The organism is Bradyrhizobium sp. CCBAU 65884, assembly GCF_028128835.1.
GTDB classification, from domain to species: domain Bacteria; phylum Pseudomonadota; class Alphaproteobacteria; order Rhizobiales; family Xanthobacteraceae; genus Bradyrhizobium; species Bradyrhizobium ottawaense.
On sequence record NZ_LBJU01000075.1, the window covers coordinates 1 to 17,467 of the forward strand.

At 65.4% G+C, this 17,467-nt stretch carries 17 protein-coding genes; 8 read left to right on the forward strand and 9 right to left on the reverse strand.

The window, feature by feature from the left end; all coding sequences use genetic code 11:
* Positions 1 to 84 precede the first annotated feature (84 nt).
* The 5 genes from XI03_RS03545 to XI03_RS03565 form a co-directional block, all read right to left on the reverse strand.
* Positions 85 to 966 carry a 3-hydroxybutyryl-CoA dehydrogenase gene (locus XI03_RS03545; protein ID WP_028139924.1) on the reverse strand — a complete coding sequence of 294 codons (882 nt, stop codon included), beginning with the start codon at positions 964 to 966 and terminating at the stop codon, positions 85 to 87.
* 209 nt (positions 967 to 1,175) lie between these two features.
* Entirely contained in the window at positions 1,176 to 2,120 is a 945-nt protein-coding gene (locus tag XI03_RS03550; protein ID WP_028139923.1) for an electron transfer flavoprotein subunit alpha/FixB family protein, read from the reverse strand.
* Positions 2,120 to 2,869 carry an electron transfer flavoprotein subunit beta/FixA family protein gene (locus XI03_RS03555; RefSeq protein ID WP_018316267.1) on the reverse strand — a complete coding sequence of 250 codons (750 nt, stop codon included), beginning with the start codon at positions 2,867 to 2,869 and terminating at the stop codon, positions 2,120 to 2,122. The genes XI03_RS03550 and XI03_RS03555 overlap by 1 nt, the downstream gene beginning before the upstream one ends.
* A 126-nt stretch (positions 2,870 to 2,995) precedes the next feature.
* Positions 2,996 to 3,568 carry a cob(I)yrinic acid a,c-diamide adenosyltransferase gene (locus XI03_RS03560; protein ID WP_028139922.1) on the reverse strand — a complete coding sequence of 191 codons (573 nt, stop codon included), beginning with the start codon at positions 3,566 to 3,568 and terminating at the stop codon, positions 2,996 to 2,998.
* An 86-nt stretch (positions 3,569 to 3,654) separates the two neighbouring features.
* On the reverse strand, positions 3,655 to 3,849 hold the full coding sequence (locus XI03_RS03565; protein ID WP_028139921.1) for a twin transmembrane helix small protein: 195 nt from the start codon (positions 3,847 to 3,849) through the stop codon (positions 3,655 to 3,657).
* Positions 3,850 to 4,165: 316 nt separating this feature from the next.
* Here XI03_RS03565 and XI03_RS03570 point away from each other — a divergent pair, with 316 nt between their 5' ends.
* Positions 4,166 to 5,059 (forward strand): YihY/virulence factor BrkB family protein, encoded by an 894-nt coding sequence (locus XI03_RS03570; RefSeq protein ID WP_028139920.1) that lies wholly within the window; start codon positions 4,166 to 4,168, stop codon positions 5,057 to 5,059.
* On the opposite strand, the gene XI03_RS03575 is transcribed toward XI03_RS03570, so the two are convergent.
* The 3 genes from XI03_RS03575 to XI03_RS03585 form a co-directional block, all read right to left on the reverse strand.
* Positions 4,986 to 6,266 carry an ATP-binding protein gene (locus XI03_RS03575; RefSeq protein ID WP_271591342.1) on the reverse strand — a complete coding sequence of 427 codons (1,281 nt, stop codon included), beginning with the start codon at positions 6,264 to 6,266 and terminating at the stop codon, positions 4,986 to 4,988. The two genes, XI03_RS03570 and XI03_RS03575, sit on opposite strands and share 74 nt — an antisense overlap.
* Before the next feature lie 104 nt (positions 6,267 to 6,370).
* Positions 6,371 to 7,240, reverse strand: a complete 870-nt coding sequence (gene gluQRS, locus XI03_RS03580) for a tRNA glutamyl-Q(34) synthetase GluQRS (RefSeq protein WP_271591343.1) — start codon at positions 7,238 to 7,240, stop codon at positions 6,371 to 6,373.
* The gene (locus tag XI03_RS03585) at positions 7,240 to 8,094 is read right to left on the reverse strand and encodes a nucleotidyltransferase domain-containing protein (RefSeq protein WP_038948527.1); all 855 of its coding nucleotides are present in this window, start codon (positions 8,092 to 8,094) and stop codon (positions 7,240 to 7,242) included. Before XI03_RS03585 ends, gluQRS begins: the two co-directional genes overlap by 1 nt.
* A gap of 96 nt (positions 8,095 to 8,190) precedes the next feature.
* On the opposite strand from XI03_RS03585, the gene XI03_RS03590 reads away from it, so the two are divergent.
* A complete protein-coding gene (locus XI03_RS03590; RefSeq protein ID WP_271591344.1) occupies positions 8,191 to 8,844 on the forward strand; it encodes a DNA-3-methyladenine glycosylase family protein in 654 nt (217 codons plus the stop codon).
* Between the two features lie 72 nt (positions 8,845 to 8,916).
* Here XI03_RS03590 and XI03_RS03595 read toward each other — a convergent pair whose 3' ends face one another.
* Entirely contained in the window at positions 8,917 to 9,804 is an 888-nt protein-coding gene (locus XI03_RS03595; protein ID WP_028139916.1) for a LysR family transcriptional regulator, read from the reverse strand.
* Between the two features lie 181 nt (positions 9,805 to 9,985).
* On the opposite strand from XI03_RS03595, the gene XI03_RS03600 reads away from it, so the two are divergent.
* The 6 genes from XI03_RS03600 (at position 9,986) to XI03_RS03625 (ending at position 17,463) form a co-directional block, all read left to right on the forward strand.
* Positions 9,986 to 10,960 (forward strand): NAD(P)H-dependent flavin oxidoreductase, encoded by a 975-nt coding sequence (locus XI03_RS03600; RefSeq protein ID WP_271591351.1) that lies wholly within the window; start codon positions 9,986 to 9,988, stop codon positions 10,958 to 10,960.
* 34 nt (positions 10,961 to 10,994) lie between these two features.
* Positions 10,995 to 12,179: an ABC transporter substrate-binding protein gene (locus XI03_RS03605; protein WP_028139914.1), complete on the forward strand. Its 1,185-nt coding sequence runs from the start codon at positions 10,995 to 10,997 to the stop codon at positions 12,177 to 12,179.
* 24 nt (positions 12,180 to 12,203) lie between these two features.
* On the forward strand, positions 12,204 to 13,730 hold the full coding sequence (locus tag XI03_RS03610) for an acyl-CoA synthetase (protein ID WP_271591345.1): 1,527 nt from the start codon (positions 12,204 to 12,206) through the stop codon (positions 13,728 to 13,730).
* A 164-nt stretch (positions 13,731 to 13,894) separates the two neighbouring features.
* On the forward strand, positions 13,895 to 15,658 hold the full coding sequence (locus tag XI03_RS03615) for a flavin-containing monooxygenase (protein ID WP_271591346.1): 1,764 nt from the start codon (positions 13,895 to 13,897) through the stop codon (positions 15,656 to 15,658).
* A gap of 57 nt (positions 15,659 to 15,715) precedes the next feature.
* On the forward strand, positions 15,716 to 16,693 hold the full coding sequence (locus XI03_RS03620; RefSeq protein ID WP_271591347.1) for a peptidyl-alpha-hydroxyglycine alpha-amidating lyase family protein: 978 nt from the start codon (positions 15,716 to 15,718) through the stop codon (positions 16,691 to 16,693).
* A 212-nt stretch (positions 16,694 to 16,905) separates the two neighbouring features.
* Complete coding sequence (locus XI03_RS03625) at positions 16,906 to 17,463, forward strand: HNH endonuclease (protein WP_018316280.1); 558 nt, start codon at positions 16,906 to 16,908, stop codon at positions 17,461 to 17,463.
* Positions 17,464 to 17,467: the final 4 nt, after the last annotated feature.

Below are 17,467 nucleotides of genomic sequence, written 5' to 3' on the forward strand. Positions count from 1 at the left end.
CAGGCCACGCCTTGACGGCCGCAAGCACGGCGTCATGCTCGCGGAAATCGGGCGTGCTTTAATGGTTGCTACGGCACCGCCGCCCTACCGCGTCGGAACCGGCTTGGCGCCGCGGTAATCGTAGAAGCCGCGCTGGGTCTTGCGGCCGAGCCAGCCGGCCTCGACATATTTCACCAGCAGCGGGCACGGGCGGTACTTGGAATCGGCCAGCCCCTCATGCAACACCTGCATGATGGAGAGGCAGGTATCGAGGCCGATGAAATCAGCCAGCTCCAGCGGGCCCATCGGATGGTGGGCGCCGAGCTTCATGGCCGCGTCGATCGCCTCCACGTTGCCGACGCCTTCATACAGCGTGTAGATCGCCTCGTTGATCATCGGCAGCAGGATGCGGTTGACGATGAAGGCCGGGAAATCCTCGGAGACCGCGACCTGCTTGCCGAGCTTGGCAACGAATTCCTTGGACGCCTCGAAGGTCTGGTCGTCGGTGGCGATGCCGCGGATCAGCTCCACCAGCTCCATCAGCGGCACCGGATTCATGAAGTGAATGCCGATGAAGCGCTCGGGCCGGTCGGTGGCGGCGGCAAGCCGGGTGATCGAGATCGAGGAGGTATCGGAGGCGACGATTGCCTCGGGCTTCAGGACCGCGCAGAGCTCGTGGAAGATCTTGCGCTTGACCTCTTCCTTCTCGACCGCGGTCTCGATCACGAGGTCGCAGTCGGCGAGGTCGTCCAGCTTCTCGGCGGACGTGATGCGCGCCATCGCCTTGGCCTTGTCGTCCTCGGAGACGGCCTTCTTGGAGACCTGGCGCGCCAGATTGCCATTGATGGTGGCCATGCCCGACTTGAGGCGATCAGGCGAAACGTCGTTGAGCACCACGTCGAAGCCGGCCAGCGCCGCGACATGCGCGATGCCGTTGCCCATCTGACCCGCGCCGATCACGCCGACCTTCTTGATCACTGCCGCCATAATGTCATCCACCGGAACGGCGCGCGACGAGCGCGCCTGTTATCCCCCGAGCCGGGAGGTCTGATTTGATCAGAAGCTTGATTTAATCAGAACCCGGGCTCGAAACCTAGATTGGATCGCTTCCCCGGCGTGCCCCACGCCAAAGAAAACGCTTCAGAAATGAAACACCGGCCGGAGTTTATGCCTCCGGCCGGTGTTTTTGGCGTCTTTTACTTGCCGAGCTTGCCAAGTTCGGCCGTCAACTCCGGAACCGCCTGGTAGAGATCGGCGACCAGGCCGTAATCGGCAACCTGGAAGATCGGCGCGTCCTCGTCCTTGTTGATCGCGACGATCACCTTGGAGTCCTTCATGCCGGCCAGATGCTGGATCGCGCCGGAAATGCCGACGGCGACATAGAGCTCGGGCGCCACCACCTTGCCGGTCTGGCCGACCTGCCAGTCGTTCGGCGCATAGCCGGCGTCCACCGCCGCACGCGAGGCACCGACACCGGCCCCAAGCTTGTCGGCGAGCGGCTCGATGTACTTGGCAAAATTCTCGCGGCTCTGCATGGCGCGGCCACCGGAGACGATGATCTTGGCCGAGGTCAGTTCGGGACGATCGCTCTTGGCGACCTCCTCGCCGACGAAGGACGACAGGGCCGGATCGGCCGCCGCCGCGACGGTCTCGACCGGTGCGCTGCCACCCTCGCCGGCTGCGGCGAAGGTCGAGGTCCGCACCGTGATGACCTTCTTGGCGTCCTTGGACTTCACGGTCTGGATGGCGTTGCCGGCATAGATCGGGCGCTCATAGGTGTCGGGGGCGACCACCTTGATGATTTCCGAGACCTGCATGACGTCGAGCAGGGCGGCGACGCGCGGCATCACGTTCTTGAAGCGCGAGGTCGCGGGCGCGACGATGGCATCATAGCCGGAGGCCAGCGAAACGATCAGCGCGGCCAGCGGCTCGGCGAGATCGTGCGCATAGAGCTCGCCATCGGCGAGCAGCACCTTCTTGACGCCGGCAAGCTTGGCAGCGGCATCCGCCGCGGCCTTGGCGTTCTGGCCGGCAACGAGGACCTCGACGTCCGCGCCGAGCGCGGCAGCCGCGGTCAGGGCCTTGTTGGTCGCATCCTTGAGCGACGCATTGTCGTGTTCGGCAATCAGCAGCGTCGTCATCAGAGCACCCCGGCTTCGTTCTTGAGTTTCGACACCAGCTCGGCGACGTCCTTGACCTTGACGCCCGCCTTGCGGCCGGCCGGCTCCGTCGTCTTGACGACCTCGAGACGCGGAGCGACGTCGACGCCGTAATCGGCGACGGTCTTGTCCGCGATCGGCTTCTTCTTGGCCTTCATGATGTTCGGCAGCGAGGCATAGCGCGGCTCGTTGAGACGCAGATCGGTGGTGACGATCGTCGGTCCCTTCAGCTTCACGGTCTGGAGTCCGCCGTCGACTTCGCGGGTGACCTTGAAGTCAGAACCTTCGACCTCGAGCTTCGAGGCGAAGGTCGCCTGCGACCAGCCGAGCAGCGCAGCCAGCATCTGGCCGGTCTGGTTGCTGTCGTCGTCGATCGCCTGCTTGCCGAGAATGATCAGGCCCGGCTGCTCTTCTTCGGCAACCTTCTTCAGGATCTTGGCGACCGCGAGCGGCTCGACGGTGCCCTCGGCCTTCACCAGGATGCCGCGATCGGCGCCCATGGCAAGACCCGTGCGGATCGTCTCCGACGCCTGCGCAGGTCCAATCGAAACCACCACGACTTCGGTCGCCTTGCCGGCTTCCTTCAGGCGCAGCGCTTCTTCGACCGCGATTTCGTCGAACGGGTTCATCGACATCTTGACGTTGGCGAGTTCAACGCCCGATCCATCGCCCTTGACGCGGACCTTGACGTTGTAATCGACCACCCGCTTTACCGGCACTAAGACCTTCATCGATCCTCTTTCACTCAATTTAGGAGGGGGGTTATCAACTGGCGCGGAACCTAAAGGCCCGATCTGCCCCGGTCAACGCGCGAACGGGCCTAATTTTAGCCCTCTGAAATGCGAGAGCTCGATGGGTCAGCGGTTCTGGCCCGGAACCCAGAGCACGTCGCCGGCGCCATTCCCGTTGGCGGCTCGGCTGGCCACGAACAGGAAGTCCGACAGGCGGTTCATATATTGGATGCCAGCTGCACTGACCTGCTCCCCGGGTCGGGCCGCCAGTTCCACGATCACCCGTTCCGCCCTGCGGCATATCGTGCGCGCCACATGGAGATGAGCAGCAGCCGGAGTGCCGCCGGGAAGCACGAAGGAGGTCAGCGGCGCGAGCTTGTCGTTGAGCGCATCGATGTCGCGCTCGAGCCGTTCGACCTGGCTTGCCACCACCCGCAGGCGCTCGGCTTTGCCGTCACGTTCCGGAACCGCAAGGTCGGCGCCGAGATCGAACAGATCGTTCTGGATGCGGCCCAGCATCGCGTGGAGCTCGGGCGCATCCTGGGTATGGAGCCGCACCACGCCGATCGCAGCATTGGTTTCGTCGACCGTGCCATAGGCCTCGATACGCAGATCGTATTTTGGGCGGCGCTCGCCCGAGCCGAGGGCCGTCGTGCCGTCGTCACCGGTCTTCGTGTAGATGCGATTCAGTACGACCATAGAGGCCTCTTAATCTTGGGCATGATCTCGTCGGAAAACCGCTTCACACTTTGCGTTAACGCGGCCCTTCGGGTCCGGATCATGCCTTACCGCCCCATCGCCCAGACCGCGAGCATTGCGATGACGATCGCCACGAACTGAAGCAGCACGCGCCAGCGCATCAGCTTCTGCGAGGTATTGGGCGAGCCGCCGCGCATCATGTTGATGAGCCCGAGCAGCAGCACCAACGCCACGGCGCCGGCTGCCGCCGGCAGGATGAAAGTCGTCAGGAGAGATGCCATTGGGGGGTGATAACACCGTGCGCGCCGGTCCGCCATGGTGCCGCGGCAGCCTCCGGCGTCCTTCCGGGCGATGCGAAGCGTCGAGCCGGGAATCCGTCGGGCCACCCCTACTGCGGCGAAATGGATTCTCAGATGCGCAATTGCGCATCATAGCTCGCGCTGCGCGCGCCCCGGAATGACAGCGAGGCGCTTCGCGAACTGGCTTTTGGGGCAAGAATATCAGATGGTAGCGCGATGATTTCCGATTTGCGCCCATTGCCTATTCTCCTGATCTCTCCCTACGTGCAGGGAGAGCGAGCAGCGGTGTAGGTGCCACGTGAAAGCCATCCGCTACATTTACTGCGTCTTGGAGGATGCGTTCTACACGTTCCTGGCCGACGACGGCTGGGCGATCGCGAGCCACATCGCCCTGTCGACGCTGATGGCGTTGTTCCCGTTCCTGATCGTGCTGACCTCACTCGCGGGCTTCTTCGGCTCCAAGGAACTCGCCGACCAGGCCGCCAGCCTGATGCTGCAGATCTGGCCGAAGCAGGTCGCCGATTCGATCTCGGGCGAGGTGCATGACGTGCTGACCACGACCCGCACCGGCATTCTGACGATCGGCGCGGCGCTCTCGGTCTATTTCGCCTCCAACGGCGTCGAGGCCCTCCGGGTCGCACTCAATCGCGCCTATGCGGTGGTGGAGATGCGGCGCTGGTACTGGCTGCGTCTGGAATCGATTGTCTACACGCTGATTGCGGCCTTCACCGCGCTCGCCATGGCGTTCCTGATCGTGCTCGGTCCGCTCTTGATCGAGGCGGCGCGGCGCCACATCCCGCTGTTCGTCGAGTCCAACGAAAGCATCCTCACCTGGCTGCGCTACGGCATCACGATCGGTGCGCTGGTGGTGGCGCTGATCATCCTGCACGTCTGGCTGCCGGCGGGACGGCGCGGCTTCCTCCAGATCCTGCCCGGCATCGTCTTCACCATCGTGGCGTCGCTGATCTCCGGCATCGTGTTCGGGCAATATCTGGCGCGCTTCGCCAACAATTACGTGACGATGTATGCGGGGCTCGCCTCGGTGATCATCGCGCTGGTGTTCCTGTATTTCATCGCCGCGATCTTCGTTTACGGCGGCGAGCTCAATGCCGCGATCATCAAGTCACGGCTTCCTCACGGCGTGTCGCTTCAAGCAGCGCAGTCGCTAAAGCCCGCGGAGACACAGGCTTGACCAGGAAGGCGTCGGCGCCGGCCTCGCGCGAGGCCGCCTCGTCCTCGCCGCGACCGGACACCCCGATGATCGGGATCCGAGCCAGCGGCGCCTGCATGGTGCGGATCCGCCTGATGGCCTCGACCCCGTCGATGCCGGGCAGCACCATATCCATCAGCACCGCATCGAACGCGCCTTGCGCCAGCCGGCCGACGGCATCCTCGCCGCGCCCGATGAACTCGGCATGATGGCCGAGCTCGGTCAAAATCGTGTTGAGCACGACGCGGCCGAACGGATTGTCCTCGACGCTGAGGACGCGCAGCGCCGCGACCGCATCCGCCTCGGTCTCGCCCTTCGCCTTGCGGGATTTGCTGGGGCCCGCGGCATCGAGCGACACTGTCAGCGTAAAGGTGGCGCCGCCGCCGCGGCGCGGTGCGACGGTGATGTCGCCGCCCATCGCGCGCGCCAATTGCTTGACCGAGGACAGCCCTAAGCCGGCGCCGCCGAAGCGCGAGGCAATGGTGACATTGGCCTGGGTGAACGGGCGGAACAGCCGCTTGATCTCGGCCATGGTCAGACCGATGCCGCTGTCGGACACCGCGAAGGCGACGCCGACCCTGCCCTTCTCTTTTGACTTGCCCTTTGCCTTGCCCTTGGCAGGACGCCAGGGCGCGACCTCGAGCGCCACGCCGCCCTGGTCGGTGAACTTCACGGCATTGTCGATCAGGTTCTCGAGCGCGGCGCGCAGGCGGACGGGATCGCCGACCACGAGGCCGGGGAGCTTGTCGGAGATCTCGACCTGGGCCTGGAGACCCTTGGCCGCGGCACGCCCGGCCAGTGAATCGCCGGCGCTGCGGGCGAGCGTGCGGAGATCGAACAGGTCCTGCCGCAGCGTACTTCCGGCCTTGCTGGCCCCCTTGCCGGTTCTGGCGGCATCCACGAACAGCGTGGCAAGGCTCGCCAGATGCTCGGCACCGGCCTTGATGGTGTCGGCCCAGCGCCGTTCCCGCTCGCCGAGATCGGAGGTCGCCAGCAGGTCGCTGATCGCCAGAATGCCGGTCAGGGGGGTGCGGACCTCATGGGCAAAGGCGGCGAGCGCCGCCTGGACGACATCCGGCGCGACCGCCTTGGTGCTGCGCTTGCGCAACCCGCCGGTCGTCCCGGACCGCTTCCGAGGCGGTCGCCTGGACGTCCGCGTGGTGCGCGCTGGGCGCTTTTTCGCCGCCATAAATCCCCTTCGAAGTGTCCCCTTCGAACCCCGGGCTGTCGGCCAAGCATGGCACGGCGGAACCCCCGGAGTCACGGCGGCGTTTCGCTAACCCCCAGAGAAACTTAACCTAATCCCACCAGCCGACGGATGCCGGCAGGCGTGATGCCGGCCGCGCGCAAGGCGCGCAGACCGGTCGAGCCGCTCGATTTCGACAGCTTCCGCCCCTCGCTGTCGCAAATCAGCCGGTGATGACGGTAGGCGGGTTCGGGCAGGCCGAGCAGGACCTGGAGCAGGCGGTGGACGGCGGTGGCGTGAAACAAGTCCTGGCCGCGCACGATCTCGCTGACGCCCTGAAGCGCATCGTCGACGACGACGGACAGGTGGTAGCTGGTCGGTGTCTCCTTGCGCGCCAGGATGACGTCACCCCAGGCCTCGGGCCGCGCCGGGACGGTGCCGTGCTCGCCATCGGGCCCCTCGCCCAGCTCATTCCAGGTCAGGCCGGCGACGCACCGGCAGGCCGCCGTCATGTCGAGCCGCAACGCGTAAGGCGCGCCGCTGTCGATCAGGCGCGCCCGCGCGTCGGCAGGCAGCGATTTGGACTCGCCGGGATAAAGCGGCGCGCCGTCGGGATCACGCGGCCACGGGCCGTCCGCCTCGCGCGCGGAAACGAGCTTTGCGATCTCGGCGCGGCTTTCGAAGGCGGGATAGACGAGCCCAAGCGCCGACAGCTTGTCCAGCGCGGCGCGATAATCGGCGAGATGCTCCGACTGTCGCCGCACCGGCGTCTCCCAGTCGATCCCGAGCCAGGCCAGATCCTCGTAGATCGCCGCCTCGAATTCCGGCCGGCAGCGCGTCGTGTCGATGTCCTCGATCCGCAGCAACAACCGCGCACCGGTCTTAAGCGCCCGATCGAAGTTGAGCAGCGCGGAATAGGCGTGGCCGAGATGCAGGAGGCCGTTCGGGCTGGGGGCAAATCGGAAAACGGGTGGCATCAGACAAGCCGGAACGGAAGAACGGCACCGCTCTCCCGCTCGAGGCGCTCCACCACGCCGCGGTAAAACTGTTCTGTCCGATGGATCATCTCTTCCGATGCACTTGGTCCACTACCCTCGAAGAGACCGCGCGCAAGCTCGAACTCCGTATCGAGGAAGTTGGCCACGATCCGCGGCAGAGGTGCGGAGCCGAGTTCGTGCGTGATCGATTTCCGGGCCATGAGCTCGACGACCTCCGATTTCAGTTCGCTCGGCGGGTCGCACTCCTCCATGAGGGTGGGAAAATGCATCGGCGCGACGGCTTCGGCTGGACGCATGCGCAGCCATCGCAAAGCGGCGGCGGGCCGAAGTGCATAGAAGATCTTTTTTTGCGCGACATTTGTCCCGTCGCCGAAATAGACGCGCCGCTGACGCTCGCCGAGATGAAGATAGTGGCGACACACGGCCTCCCGGCTCGCGGCCTCTCTGGCAAACGCCAGAAACTCGTCGCGAAACCACCCCTGCCCCCTGTAAACGACGGGCGAGCACAGCCACTCCACGATCACCGCATTACCCTTCAGCAGGAGTTGCAGCGCCTTGCGTAAATCCCATCCATTGGCATCGAGATCCCCCTCGAACGGGAGCTCTATCACGTCGCGACTTACCCAAGGCGTAATGTGATCGACCGCGCGACGCACATACACAAAACGGCAGTCATAGTCGCTGTCTGGAGAGGCGAAACCCCAGGCCCGGCTGCCGCTTTCGATGGCCAGCGGCAGGAAGACGCGATGTTCGTCGATGACGCGATCCAGCATGGCATCGATCAGGGCGACTTTCTCGCCGTCCATCTCCACAGGAATACTTCTCAAAGTCATCGAACGCTTCCGGGATTCCGATAGTATGGTCTTAATCTTATCGTCCCAAGCCGTCCACAGGACGCCAAATCCGCATCGCGGCGAGCCGATGACGTCATGACCATCCATCTCGAATCCCAGTCCGATCTCGAAGCGGCCGTCCACGCGCTGATCAAGCGCGACCCGCGCCTCAAACCCGTGTTCGAGATCGCGGGCATGCCGGCGCTGCGGCGGCGCGAGCCGGGTTTTGCGGGCCTTGCCCACATCGTCTGCGGCCAGCAACTCTCGACCGCGAGCGCGGCGGCAATCTGGGGACGGTTGTCGGCCGCCTTCGATCCGTTCGACCACGACGCGGTGCGCCGGGCCCGCACTGACCGGCTCGGGCGGCTCGGCCTGTCGGCTGCCAAGATCAAGACGCTGAAGCATCTCGCCCGCGAGATCGGCGCGCAGCGACTGAACCTCGACGTGCTCGCCGAGGAGGATGCCGACGCCGCGCATCACACGCTGATCGCGCTGCCCGGCATCGGCCCCTGGACCGCGGACGTCTACCTCCTGTTCTGCCTCGGCCATGGCGATGCCTGGCCCGCCGGCGATCTCGCCGTGCAGGAGGCCATCAAGGTCGGCCTCGGCCTTCAGGCGCGGCCGACGGAGAAGCAGATGGCGCCGCTCGCCGAGCCCTGGCGTCCCCTGCGCGGCGCGGCGGCGCATCTGTGGTGGAGCTATTATCGCGCGGTGAAGAAGCGCGAGGGCGTGCTCGCCGGCTCGGCCTAAAGCGCGACGCGATTAGGATGAAACGTCATCGCGCTTTTCGGAAAACCGCTGCGCACTTTCCCGGATCATGCTTTAGCCCCGCAGCCTCGCGCGGTCGGCCCGGGCGCATTCGGCGACGAAATCCACGACGGCACGCACCGCCGGAAGCTCGACGAGGTCGGGATGGGCCAGCAGCCACAGGTCCGCCACGCTGGCGAGCTTTTGCGGGGCGACGCGTACGAGGTCGGGATAGCTTTCTGCGACGAAGCAGGAGAGCGCCGAGATGCCAATCCCGGCGCGGACCGCGGCCAGCATGTCCCCCTGCGAAGAGCAGCGCATCACCACCCTGGCCTGCCGGGTGACGACGTCGCTCCAGCGCGCAAGCTGTGCATTCGACGCCTGGTCGGCGAAGCCGACGACGCTATGCTCCTTCCACTCGCCGCGCCGTTCAGGCAAGGACCGCCCCGCGGCATAATCGCGCGAGGCGTAGAATCCGGTACCAAGGCGGCCGATCTTGCGACCGACCAGGTTTTCCTCGCCGCTGTCGAAAGGCCGCAGCACCACGTCCGCCTCACGCCGACGCACGCTCGCCGGAAACGGGTGGGTGATGATCTCGAGCTGGACATGGTCATGCGCACGCAGGAAGGCGGGCAGGCGCGGCATCAGCCAATGCGAGGCCAGCGTCGCGCCGATCGAAAGCTTGACGATGCCGCGCGCCTTATGTCCCCCGGCCGCGACCGCGGTCTCGGCCCGCAGCGCCGCCGCCGCCATGGCCTCGGCGTGCTCGCGCAATGTCCGTCCATCCGCGGTCAGTGCCAGGCCGTCGGCGGCGCGCGCCAGCAACCTGGTGCCGAGCTGAGCTTCCAGCGCCGCGATCTTGCGACTGACGGTCGGATGGCTGGTGTGCAGCCGGCGGGCGGCCGCGGTGAAGCTTCCGGTATCGGCGACCGCGACGAAGGTCTTGCAGAGATCCCAGTCCAATCGGCTCCCCCCGTTCATATCTGAAAGGCTATCCGTTCATTATTGGACCACCGGAGGGCGCCGTCCAACCTTATAGTGGGTTCAAATCCGCGACACGGGCGGCAATCGCCCGCGCGACAATCAACACGGAAACGCCTCGTCATCCGCCCGCCGGCGGGGCCGCGTTTTCAGGGAGGACATGATGGCGCTGCCCGCTCTCTTGAAGGATTCGCTCGCGCTGCCGGTGGTGGGCTCGCCGCTCTTCATCGTCTCCGGACCGGAGCTGGTGATCGCCCAGTGCAAGGCGGGCGTCGTCGGCTCGTTTCCGGCGCTCAACGCCCGTCCGGTCGAGAAGCTGGACGAGTGGTTGAGCCGCATCGAGGACGAGCTCGGGCAATACAAATCGCTCAATCCGGGCAAAAAGGTCGCGCCCTACGCGGTCAACCAGATCTGCCACGCCTCCAACGACCGCCTGATGAAGGACATGGAGACCTGCGTGAAACATCGCGTCCCCATCATCATCACCTCGCTGCGGCCGCCGGCGGAGATCGTCGAGGCCGCGCATTCCTATGGCGGGCTGGTGTTCCATGACGTCATCAACGTCAAGCATGCGCGGAAAGCGGCCGAGCACGGCGTCGACGGCCTGATCCTGGTCTGCGCGGGCGCCGGCGGGCATGCCGGAACGCTCTCGCCCTTCGCGCTGGTGCGCGAGGTCAAGCAATGGTTCAAGGGCACGATCCTGCTGTCGGGCGCGATCAGCGACGGCTTCGGCATCGCCTCCGCGCTGACGCTTGGCGCCGACCTCGCTTATATGGGCACGCGTTTCATCGCGACCAGGGAAGCCAACGCCGACGAAGCCTACAAGTCCGCGCTGACGCAGCATGCCGCGCACGACATCGTCTACACCAACCTGTTCACCGGCGTGCACGGCAACTATCTCGGCCCCTCCATCGCCGCCGCGGGGTTAGATCCGGACAATCTGCCGATGGCCGACAAGACGAAGATGAATTTCGGCTCAGGCGGCAACACGAAATCAAAGGCGTGGCGCGACATCTGGGGTTCGGGCCAGGGCATCGGCCAGATCACCGATGCGCCTGCCGTCGCCGACCTGGTCGACCGGATGAAGGCGGAGTTCGATCAGGCCCGGCAGGATTTCCTGCTCCGCGCCACCGCCTGACGTCTCGGACTACAAGAAAAAACGGGAGGACACCATGAAGCTCGCAGCCGCATTGATCGGCATGTCGTTGCTGACGCTCGGCGCCGGCAGCGCCCGCGCCGAAGGCAGCGCCGAGATCCGCATCGGGCAGACCCTGCCCTATAGCGGCCCGGCCTCCGGCTTCGGCGCGATCGGGCGGACGCAGGAAGCGTTCTTCGACAAGATCAATGCCGATGGCGGCATCAACGGCCGCAAGGTCAAGTTCATCACGCTGGACGACGCCTATTCGCCGCCGAAGACGGTCGAGCAGACCCGCAAGCTGGTCGAGCAGGACGAGGTGCTGATGATGTTCGGCTCGCTCGGCACCGCTACCAACAGCGCGGTGCAGCGTTATCTCAACGCCAAGAAGGTGCCGCAGCTGTTCGTGCTCTCGGGCGCCACCAAATGGGCCGAGCCGCAGAAGAATCCGTGGACGATGCCGGGGATGGCGGCCTACGAATCCGAGGGCGTGGTCTATGCCAAATACATCTTGCAGACCAAGCCCGACGCCAGGATCGCGATCCTGGCACAGAACGACGATTTCGGTCGCGACTATGTCGCAGGCTTCAAGCGCGCGCTCGGGGCCAAGGCGGCCGGCATGATCATCGCCGAACAGACCTACGAGACCAGCGCGCCGACGATCAGCTCGCAGCTCTCGACCCTGAAGGCCTCGGGCGCCAACGTGCTGTTCGGCGTCGTACTCGGAAAATTCACCTCGCAGATGGTCAAGGGCGTGGCCGAGATCGGCTGGAAGCCCGAACTGTTCTTCGTGCCGACCTCGGCTTCGTCGATTTCGTTCCTGGAGCCGGCCGGGCTCGACAACGCGGTCGGCCTGATCTCGTCGAGCAACCAGAAGGACACGATGGACCCGCAATGGGCCGACGATCCCGGCGTGAAGGAGTATTTTGCCTTCATGAAGCAATACCTGCCGAACGCCGACCTTTCCAACTCCAACTACGCGGCCGGCTACCACTATGCGACGCTGCTGATGACGGTGCTGAGGGCGTGCAAGGAAGACGTCAGCCGCGACAACATCATGCGCCAGGCGGCCTCGCTGAAGGAGGTGAAGCTGCCGCTGCTGCTGCCGGGAATCTCGGTTACGACCGGTGCCGACGATTATCTGCCGTTCCAGCAGCTTCAGCTCCGCCGCTTCAACGGCAAGAGCTGGGTCGGCTTCGGCGACGTGCTGGACGATCGCTAGGCTCGCGCGGGACAAGGACACGCCATGATCATCAGCGGCGAGCGCCGGATCAGCTATGACGAGATCCAGTCACGCATCAGGCGGGCGGCAAGCGGATTCCGCGCCCTGGGCCTTGCCGAGGCCGCGCCGGTTGCGATGATGCTGCGCAACGACTTCGCCCTGTTCGAGGTGGTTGCGGCCTCCGCCGCCCTCGGCAGCCCGGTGGTGCCGATCAACTGGCATCTCAAGGCCGAGGAGGTCCGCTACATCCTGACCGACAGCGGCGCGAAGATCCTGGTCTGCCACGCCGACCTGCTGCCGCAGATTCGTGACGGCGTGGCGCCGGATGTCCGCCTTCTCGTCGTCGCGACGCCGCCCGAGCTGGCGGCGACCTTCGCCATTGCCCCGGAGCTGACCGCGGTCCCGGCCGAACTGACCGATTGGGAGCGCTGGCGCGACGGCCATACCGAAACCCAGGAACCGCCGCGCCGGGCCGCGGCAATGATCTACACCTCGGGCACGACCGGGATGCCGAAGGGCGTGCGGCGCATGCCGATGCAGCCCGAGCAGGCGGCCGCTTCCGAACGTGTCGGCGCGATCGCCTATGGCATCAAGCCGCGGGACAACCAAATCGTGCTGATCAACGGGCCGATGTATCACTCGGCGCCGCATTCCTACGGCATGATGGCGTTCCGCAACGGCTGCACCATCGTCCTCCAGCCGCGGTTCGATGCGGAGGAGCTGCTGGCACTGATCGAGCGTCACCGCGTGACGCACATCCACATGGTCCCGACGATGTTCGTGCGGCTGCTGCGGCTCCCCGAGACGGTCAGGCGGCGCTACGACCTGTCGTCGCTGCGCTTCGTCGTGCACGGGGCTGCGCCCTGCCCGCCCGAGGTGAAGAAGGCGATGATCGATTGGTGGGGGCCGGTCATCAACGAGTATTTCGGCTCGACCGAGACCGGGATCCCGGTGTGGCACTCTGCCGAGGAGGCGCTGAAGAAGCCCGGCACCGTCGGCCGCGCCATCGAAGGCGGCATCGTCAGGATCTTCCGCGACGACGGCAGCCCGTGCAACGCCAACGAGGTCGGCGAAATCTACATGCGCCAGACGGCGGTGCCCGATTTCGATTATCACGGCAAGGCGCAGGCGCGCGCCGAGGCGGGGCGCGACGGCCTCGTCAGCGTCGGCGACGTCGGCTATCTCGACGAGGACGGCTATCTGTTCCTGTGCGACCGCAAGCGCGACATGGTGATATCAGGCGGCGTCAACATCTATCCCGCCGAGATCGAGAACGCGCTGATCGGCATGCCCGGAGTGCGCGATTGCGCCGTGTTCGGCATTCCCGACCCGGAATATGGCGAGCGGCTATGTGCCTGCATCGAGCCCGACACCGGCGACCAGCTCTCCGCCGCCGCAGTGCAGGCTTTTCTGCGCGAGCGGCTGGCGAACTTCAAGGTGCCGAAGGAGATCCGGTTCCTGGATGCGCTGCCCCGGGAGGCGACCGGAAAGATCTTCAAACGCAAGCTGCGCGATCCCTATTGGACCGGCCGCGGTCCGGGCGGCGCTTAAACCTTCTCCGGCCGGCGTCCGTGCGAGCGGAATACCAGGCCATATTCCGCCCGAGCAGGGCTGCATGCCTGCCTCGCTCGGGTCCGCAGCTTTTGGCGGGCGAGGAAACCGTATAGCGTCCGATCTCAGAGGAAACGCCGCGAAAGACGGCCAAGAGGTCGCGCATGCTCGACAAGACCAAGGATCTATCCGCCTGCGCCCAGGCCTGGCTCGATGAATTCGAGCGCGCGCTGGGCAGGCCCGATCCCGCCACGCTGGACCGCCTCTTCCTCGCCGACAGCTTCTGGCGCGACGTGCTGGCGCTGAGCTGGAACCTGCAAACGATCGCCGGCCGCGAGATGATTGCGCAAGCGCTGGCCGCGCTCGCGCCCGAGGCGGCACCGACCAGCTTCAGAATCGCGCCGAACCGCGCGCCGCCGCGCTGGGTGACGCGTGCCGGCACCAACACCATCGAAGCGATCTTCACGTTCGAAACCGCGACCGGCCGTGGCAGCGGCATCCTGCGGCTCATTCCCGACAAGACCGACGGCGACCGCCTGAAGGCCTGGACGCTGCTCACCGCGCTCGACGAGCTCAAGGGATTCGAGGAGCAGCTCGGCACGTCGCGACCGCGCGGCCAGGCCTATTCCCGCGATTTCCGCGGGCCGAACTGGCTGGATTTGCGCAGCACCTCGCGCGACTATGCCGATCGCGATCCGGCCGTGCTGGTGGTCGGCGGCGGCCAGGCCGGGCTCGCGATAGCAGCCCGGCTGAAGCAGTTGAAGGTCGACGCGCTGATCGTCGATCGCGAGATGCGGATCGGCGACAATTGGCGCAAGCGCTATCATGCGCTCACCTTGCACAACCAGGTGCAGGTCAATCACCTCCCCTACATGCCGTTTCCGCCGAACTGGCCGGTCTATATCCCCAAGGACAAGCTCGCCAACTGGTTCGAGGCTTACGTCGATGCGATGGAGCTGAACTTCTGGGCCGGCACCGAGTTCGAAAGCGGCGCCTATGATGAGGTCGAGGGCCACTGGACCGTCACGCTGCGCCGGGCCGACGGCAGCAGGCGCACCATGCATCCGCGCCACGTGATCATGGCGACCGGCGTCAGCGGCATCGCCAATATTCCAGACATTCCGACCCTCGACAATTTCAAGGGAACGCTGCTGCATTCCAGCCGCTACGAGGACGGCGAGACCTGGACCGGCAAGCGCGCGATCGTCATCGGCACCGGCAACAGCGGCCACGACATCGCGCAGGATCTGTATTCCAGCGGCGCCGAGGTGACGCTGGTGCAGCGCGCAGCCACGCTGGTCACCAATATCGAACCGTCGGCGCAGCTCGCTTATGCCACCTACAACGAAGGCACGCTCGAGGACAACGACCTGATCGCGGCCTCGATGCCGACGCCGCTGGCGAAGAAGACGCATGTGATGCTGACGGAGCAGTCGAAGCAGCTCGACAAGGAGCTGCTCGACGGCCTCTCGCGCGTCGGCTTCAAGCTCGACTTCGGCGAGGCCGGCACCGGCTGGCAGTTCAAATACCTCACCCGCGGCGGCGGCTATTATTTCAACGTCGGCTGCTCCAACCTGATCGTCGAGGGCGCGATCAAGCTCAGGCAGTTTGCCGACATCGAGGGCTTTGTACCCGAGGGGGCGCGGATGAAGGACGGCACGCTGCTTCCCGCCGATCTCATCGTGCTCTCCACCGGCTACAAGCCGCAGGAATATCTGGTGCGAAAGCTGTTTGGCGAGGCCATCGCCGACCGCGTCGGGCCGATCTGGGGCTTTGGCGACGGTCTTGAGCTGCGCAACATGTATGCGCGCACCAGGCAGCCCGGGCTCTGGTTCATCGCCGGCAGCCTCGCGCAGTGCCGGATCAACTCGAAATACCTCGCGCTCCAGATCAAGGCGATCGAGGAGGGGATTTTGGGGCGAATATAGCCGTCATTCCGGGGCGCGCGTAGCGCGAGCCCGGAATGACAAGAGGAGAGACCACCCATGCCAGCCATTCTCGGCAGCGGCGAGCACCGCTACCGCGTCGTCGACAATTTCGCGAAACTGCCCGAAGGCTGGCAGCTCACCGACGTCGCCGCGGTCGCGGTCGACAGCAAGGATCGTGTCTACGTCTTCAACCGCGGTGCCCACCCGATGGTGGTGCTCGACCGCGAGGGCAATTTCCTGCGCAGCTGGGGCGAAGGGCTGTTCTCGCGCGCGCACGGCCTTCACATCGACGCCGACGACAATCTCTACTGCACCGATGACGGCGACCACACCGTGCGCAAATGCACCACGGACGGCAAGGTGCTGCTGACGATCGGCATCCCCGAGAAGCCGGCGCCGTTCATGAGCGGCGAGCCCTTCCACCGCTGCACCCACACCGCGCTGTCGCCGAAGGGCGAGATCTACGTCTCCGACGGCTATGGCAATGCGCGCGTGCACAAATTCACGCCGGACGGCAAGCTGCTCAAGAGCTGGGGCGAGCCCGGCACCGATCCCGGCCAGTTCAACATCGTGCACAATATTGCCACCGATGCAGATGGTTGGGTCTATGTCGCCGACCGCGAGAACCACCGCGTCCAGGTGTTCAATGGCGAGGGCAAATACGAGACGCAGTGGAACAATTTGCATCGGCCCTGCGCGCTGTGCTGTTGCGGCGGGGCCAAGAGCCCGACCTTCGTGATCGGCGAGCTCGGCCCGGGCCTTGCCATCAACCGCAAGGTGCCCAATCTCGGGCCGCGGCTGTCAATCGTGGACGCCAAGGGCAAGCGCATCGCGCGCCTCGGCGGCGAGGAAGGGCCGGGTGTTGCGAGCGGAAAGTTCCTGGCGCCCCACGGCATCGCGCTGGATTCCAGGGGCGACATCTATGTCGGCGAGGTCGGCGTCACCAACTGGGACACCAGCTTTCCCGACGAGGAGATGCCGGCCGCAGTGCGCACGACGCGGTGCTTGCAGAAGCTGGAGCGGGTACGGGAGTAGCTGCGGCGGCAGGCCACGACGCGCTGGTCACGCAGTTCCGCGCCAGCCGCGTACCTCCCCAAATCGCGGCTTTTTGAACACCTTCGCCACCCCGGCGCCGCATTGCTTGCACCTGAATAAGTCGCTCAGCGGGCTTCACAATCCCGTCACGCTGCATGTAGTATGTCAGTACATGCTGCTTCGCAGCGTATATTGGAGGCCGGGAGCGTTACTTGAACGCACATGTCTCGCAAGGCAGTTGGCCGGTGTTGGTGCTGAATGCGGACTTCCGGCCGCTGAGTTACTACCCGCTGTCTCTTTGGTCGTGGCAGGACGCGATCAAGGCAGTGTTCCTCGATCGCGTCAACATCGTCGCACATTACGATCAGGCGGTTCATAGCCCCACGCTGCAAATGCAGCTGCCGAGCGTCGTCTCGCTCAAATCCTTCGTCAAGCCGACCACCCATCCGGCCTTCACCCGGTTCAACGTCTTCCTGCGCGACCGTTTCGCCTGCCAATATTGCGGCTCGCCCGAGGACCTGACCTTCGATCACATCATCCCGCGCAGCAAAGGCGGCCAGACCACCTGGGAGAACGTGGTCGCGGCATGCTCGCCGTGTAACCTGCGCAAGGGCAATCTCACGCCGGTGCAGGCAAAAATGTTTCCGCGCCAGCACGCCTTCGCCCCGACCGTGCACCAGCTTCACCGCAACGGCCGCCTGTTCCCGCCGAACTATCTGCATGATAGTTGGCTGGACTATCTGTACTGGGATACGGAGCTGGATCCGTAGGATC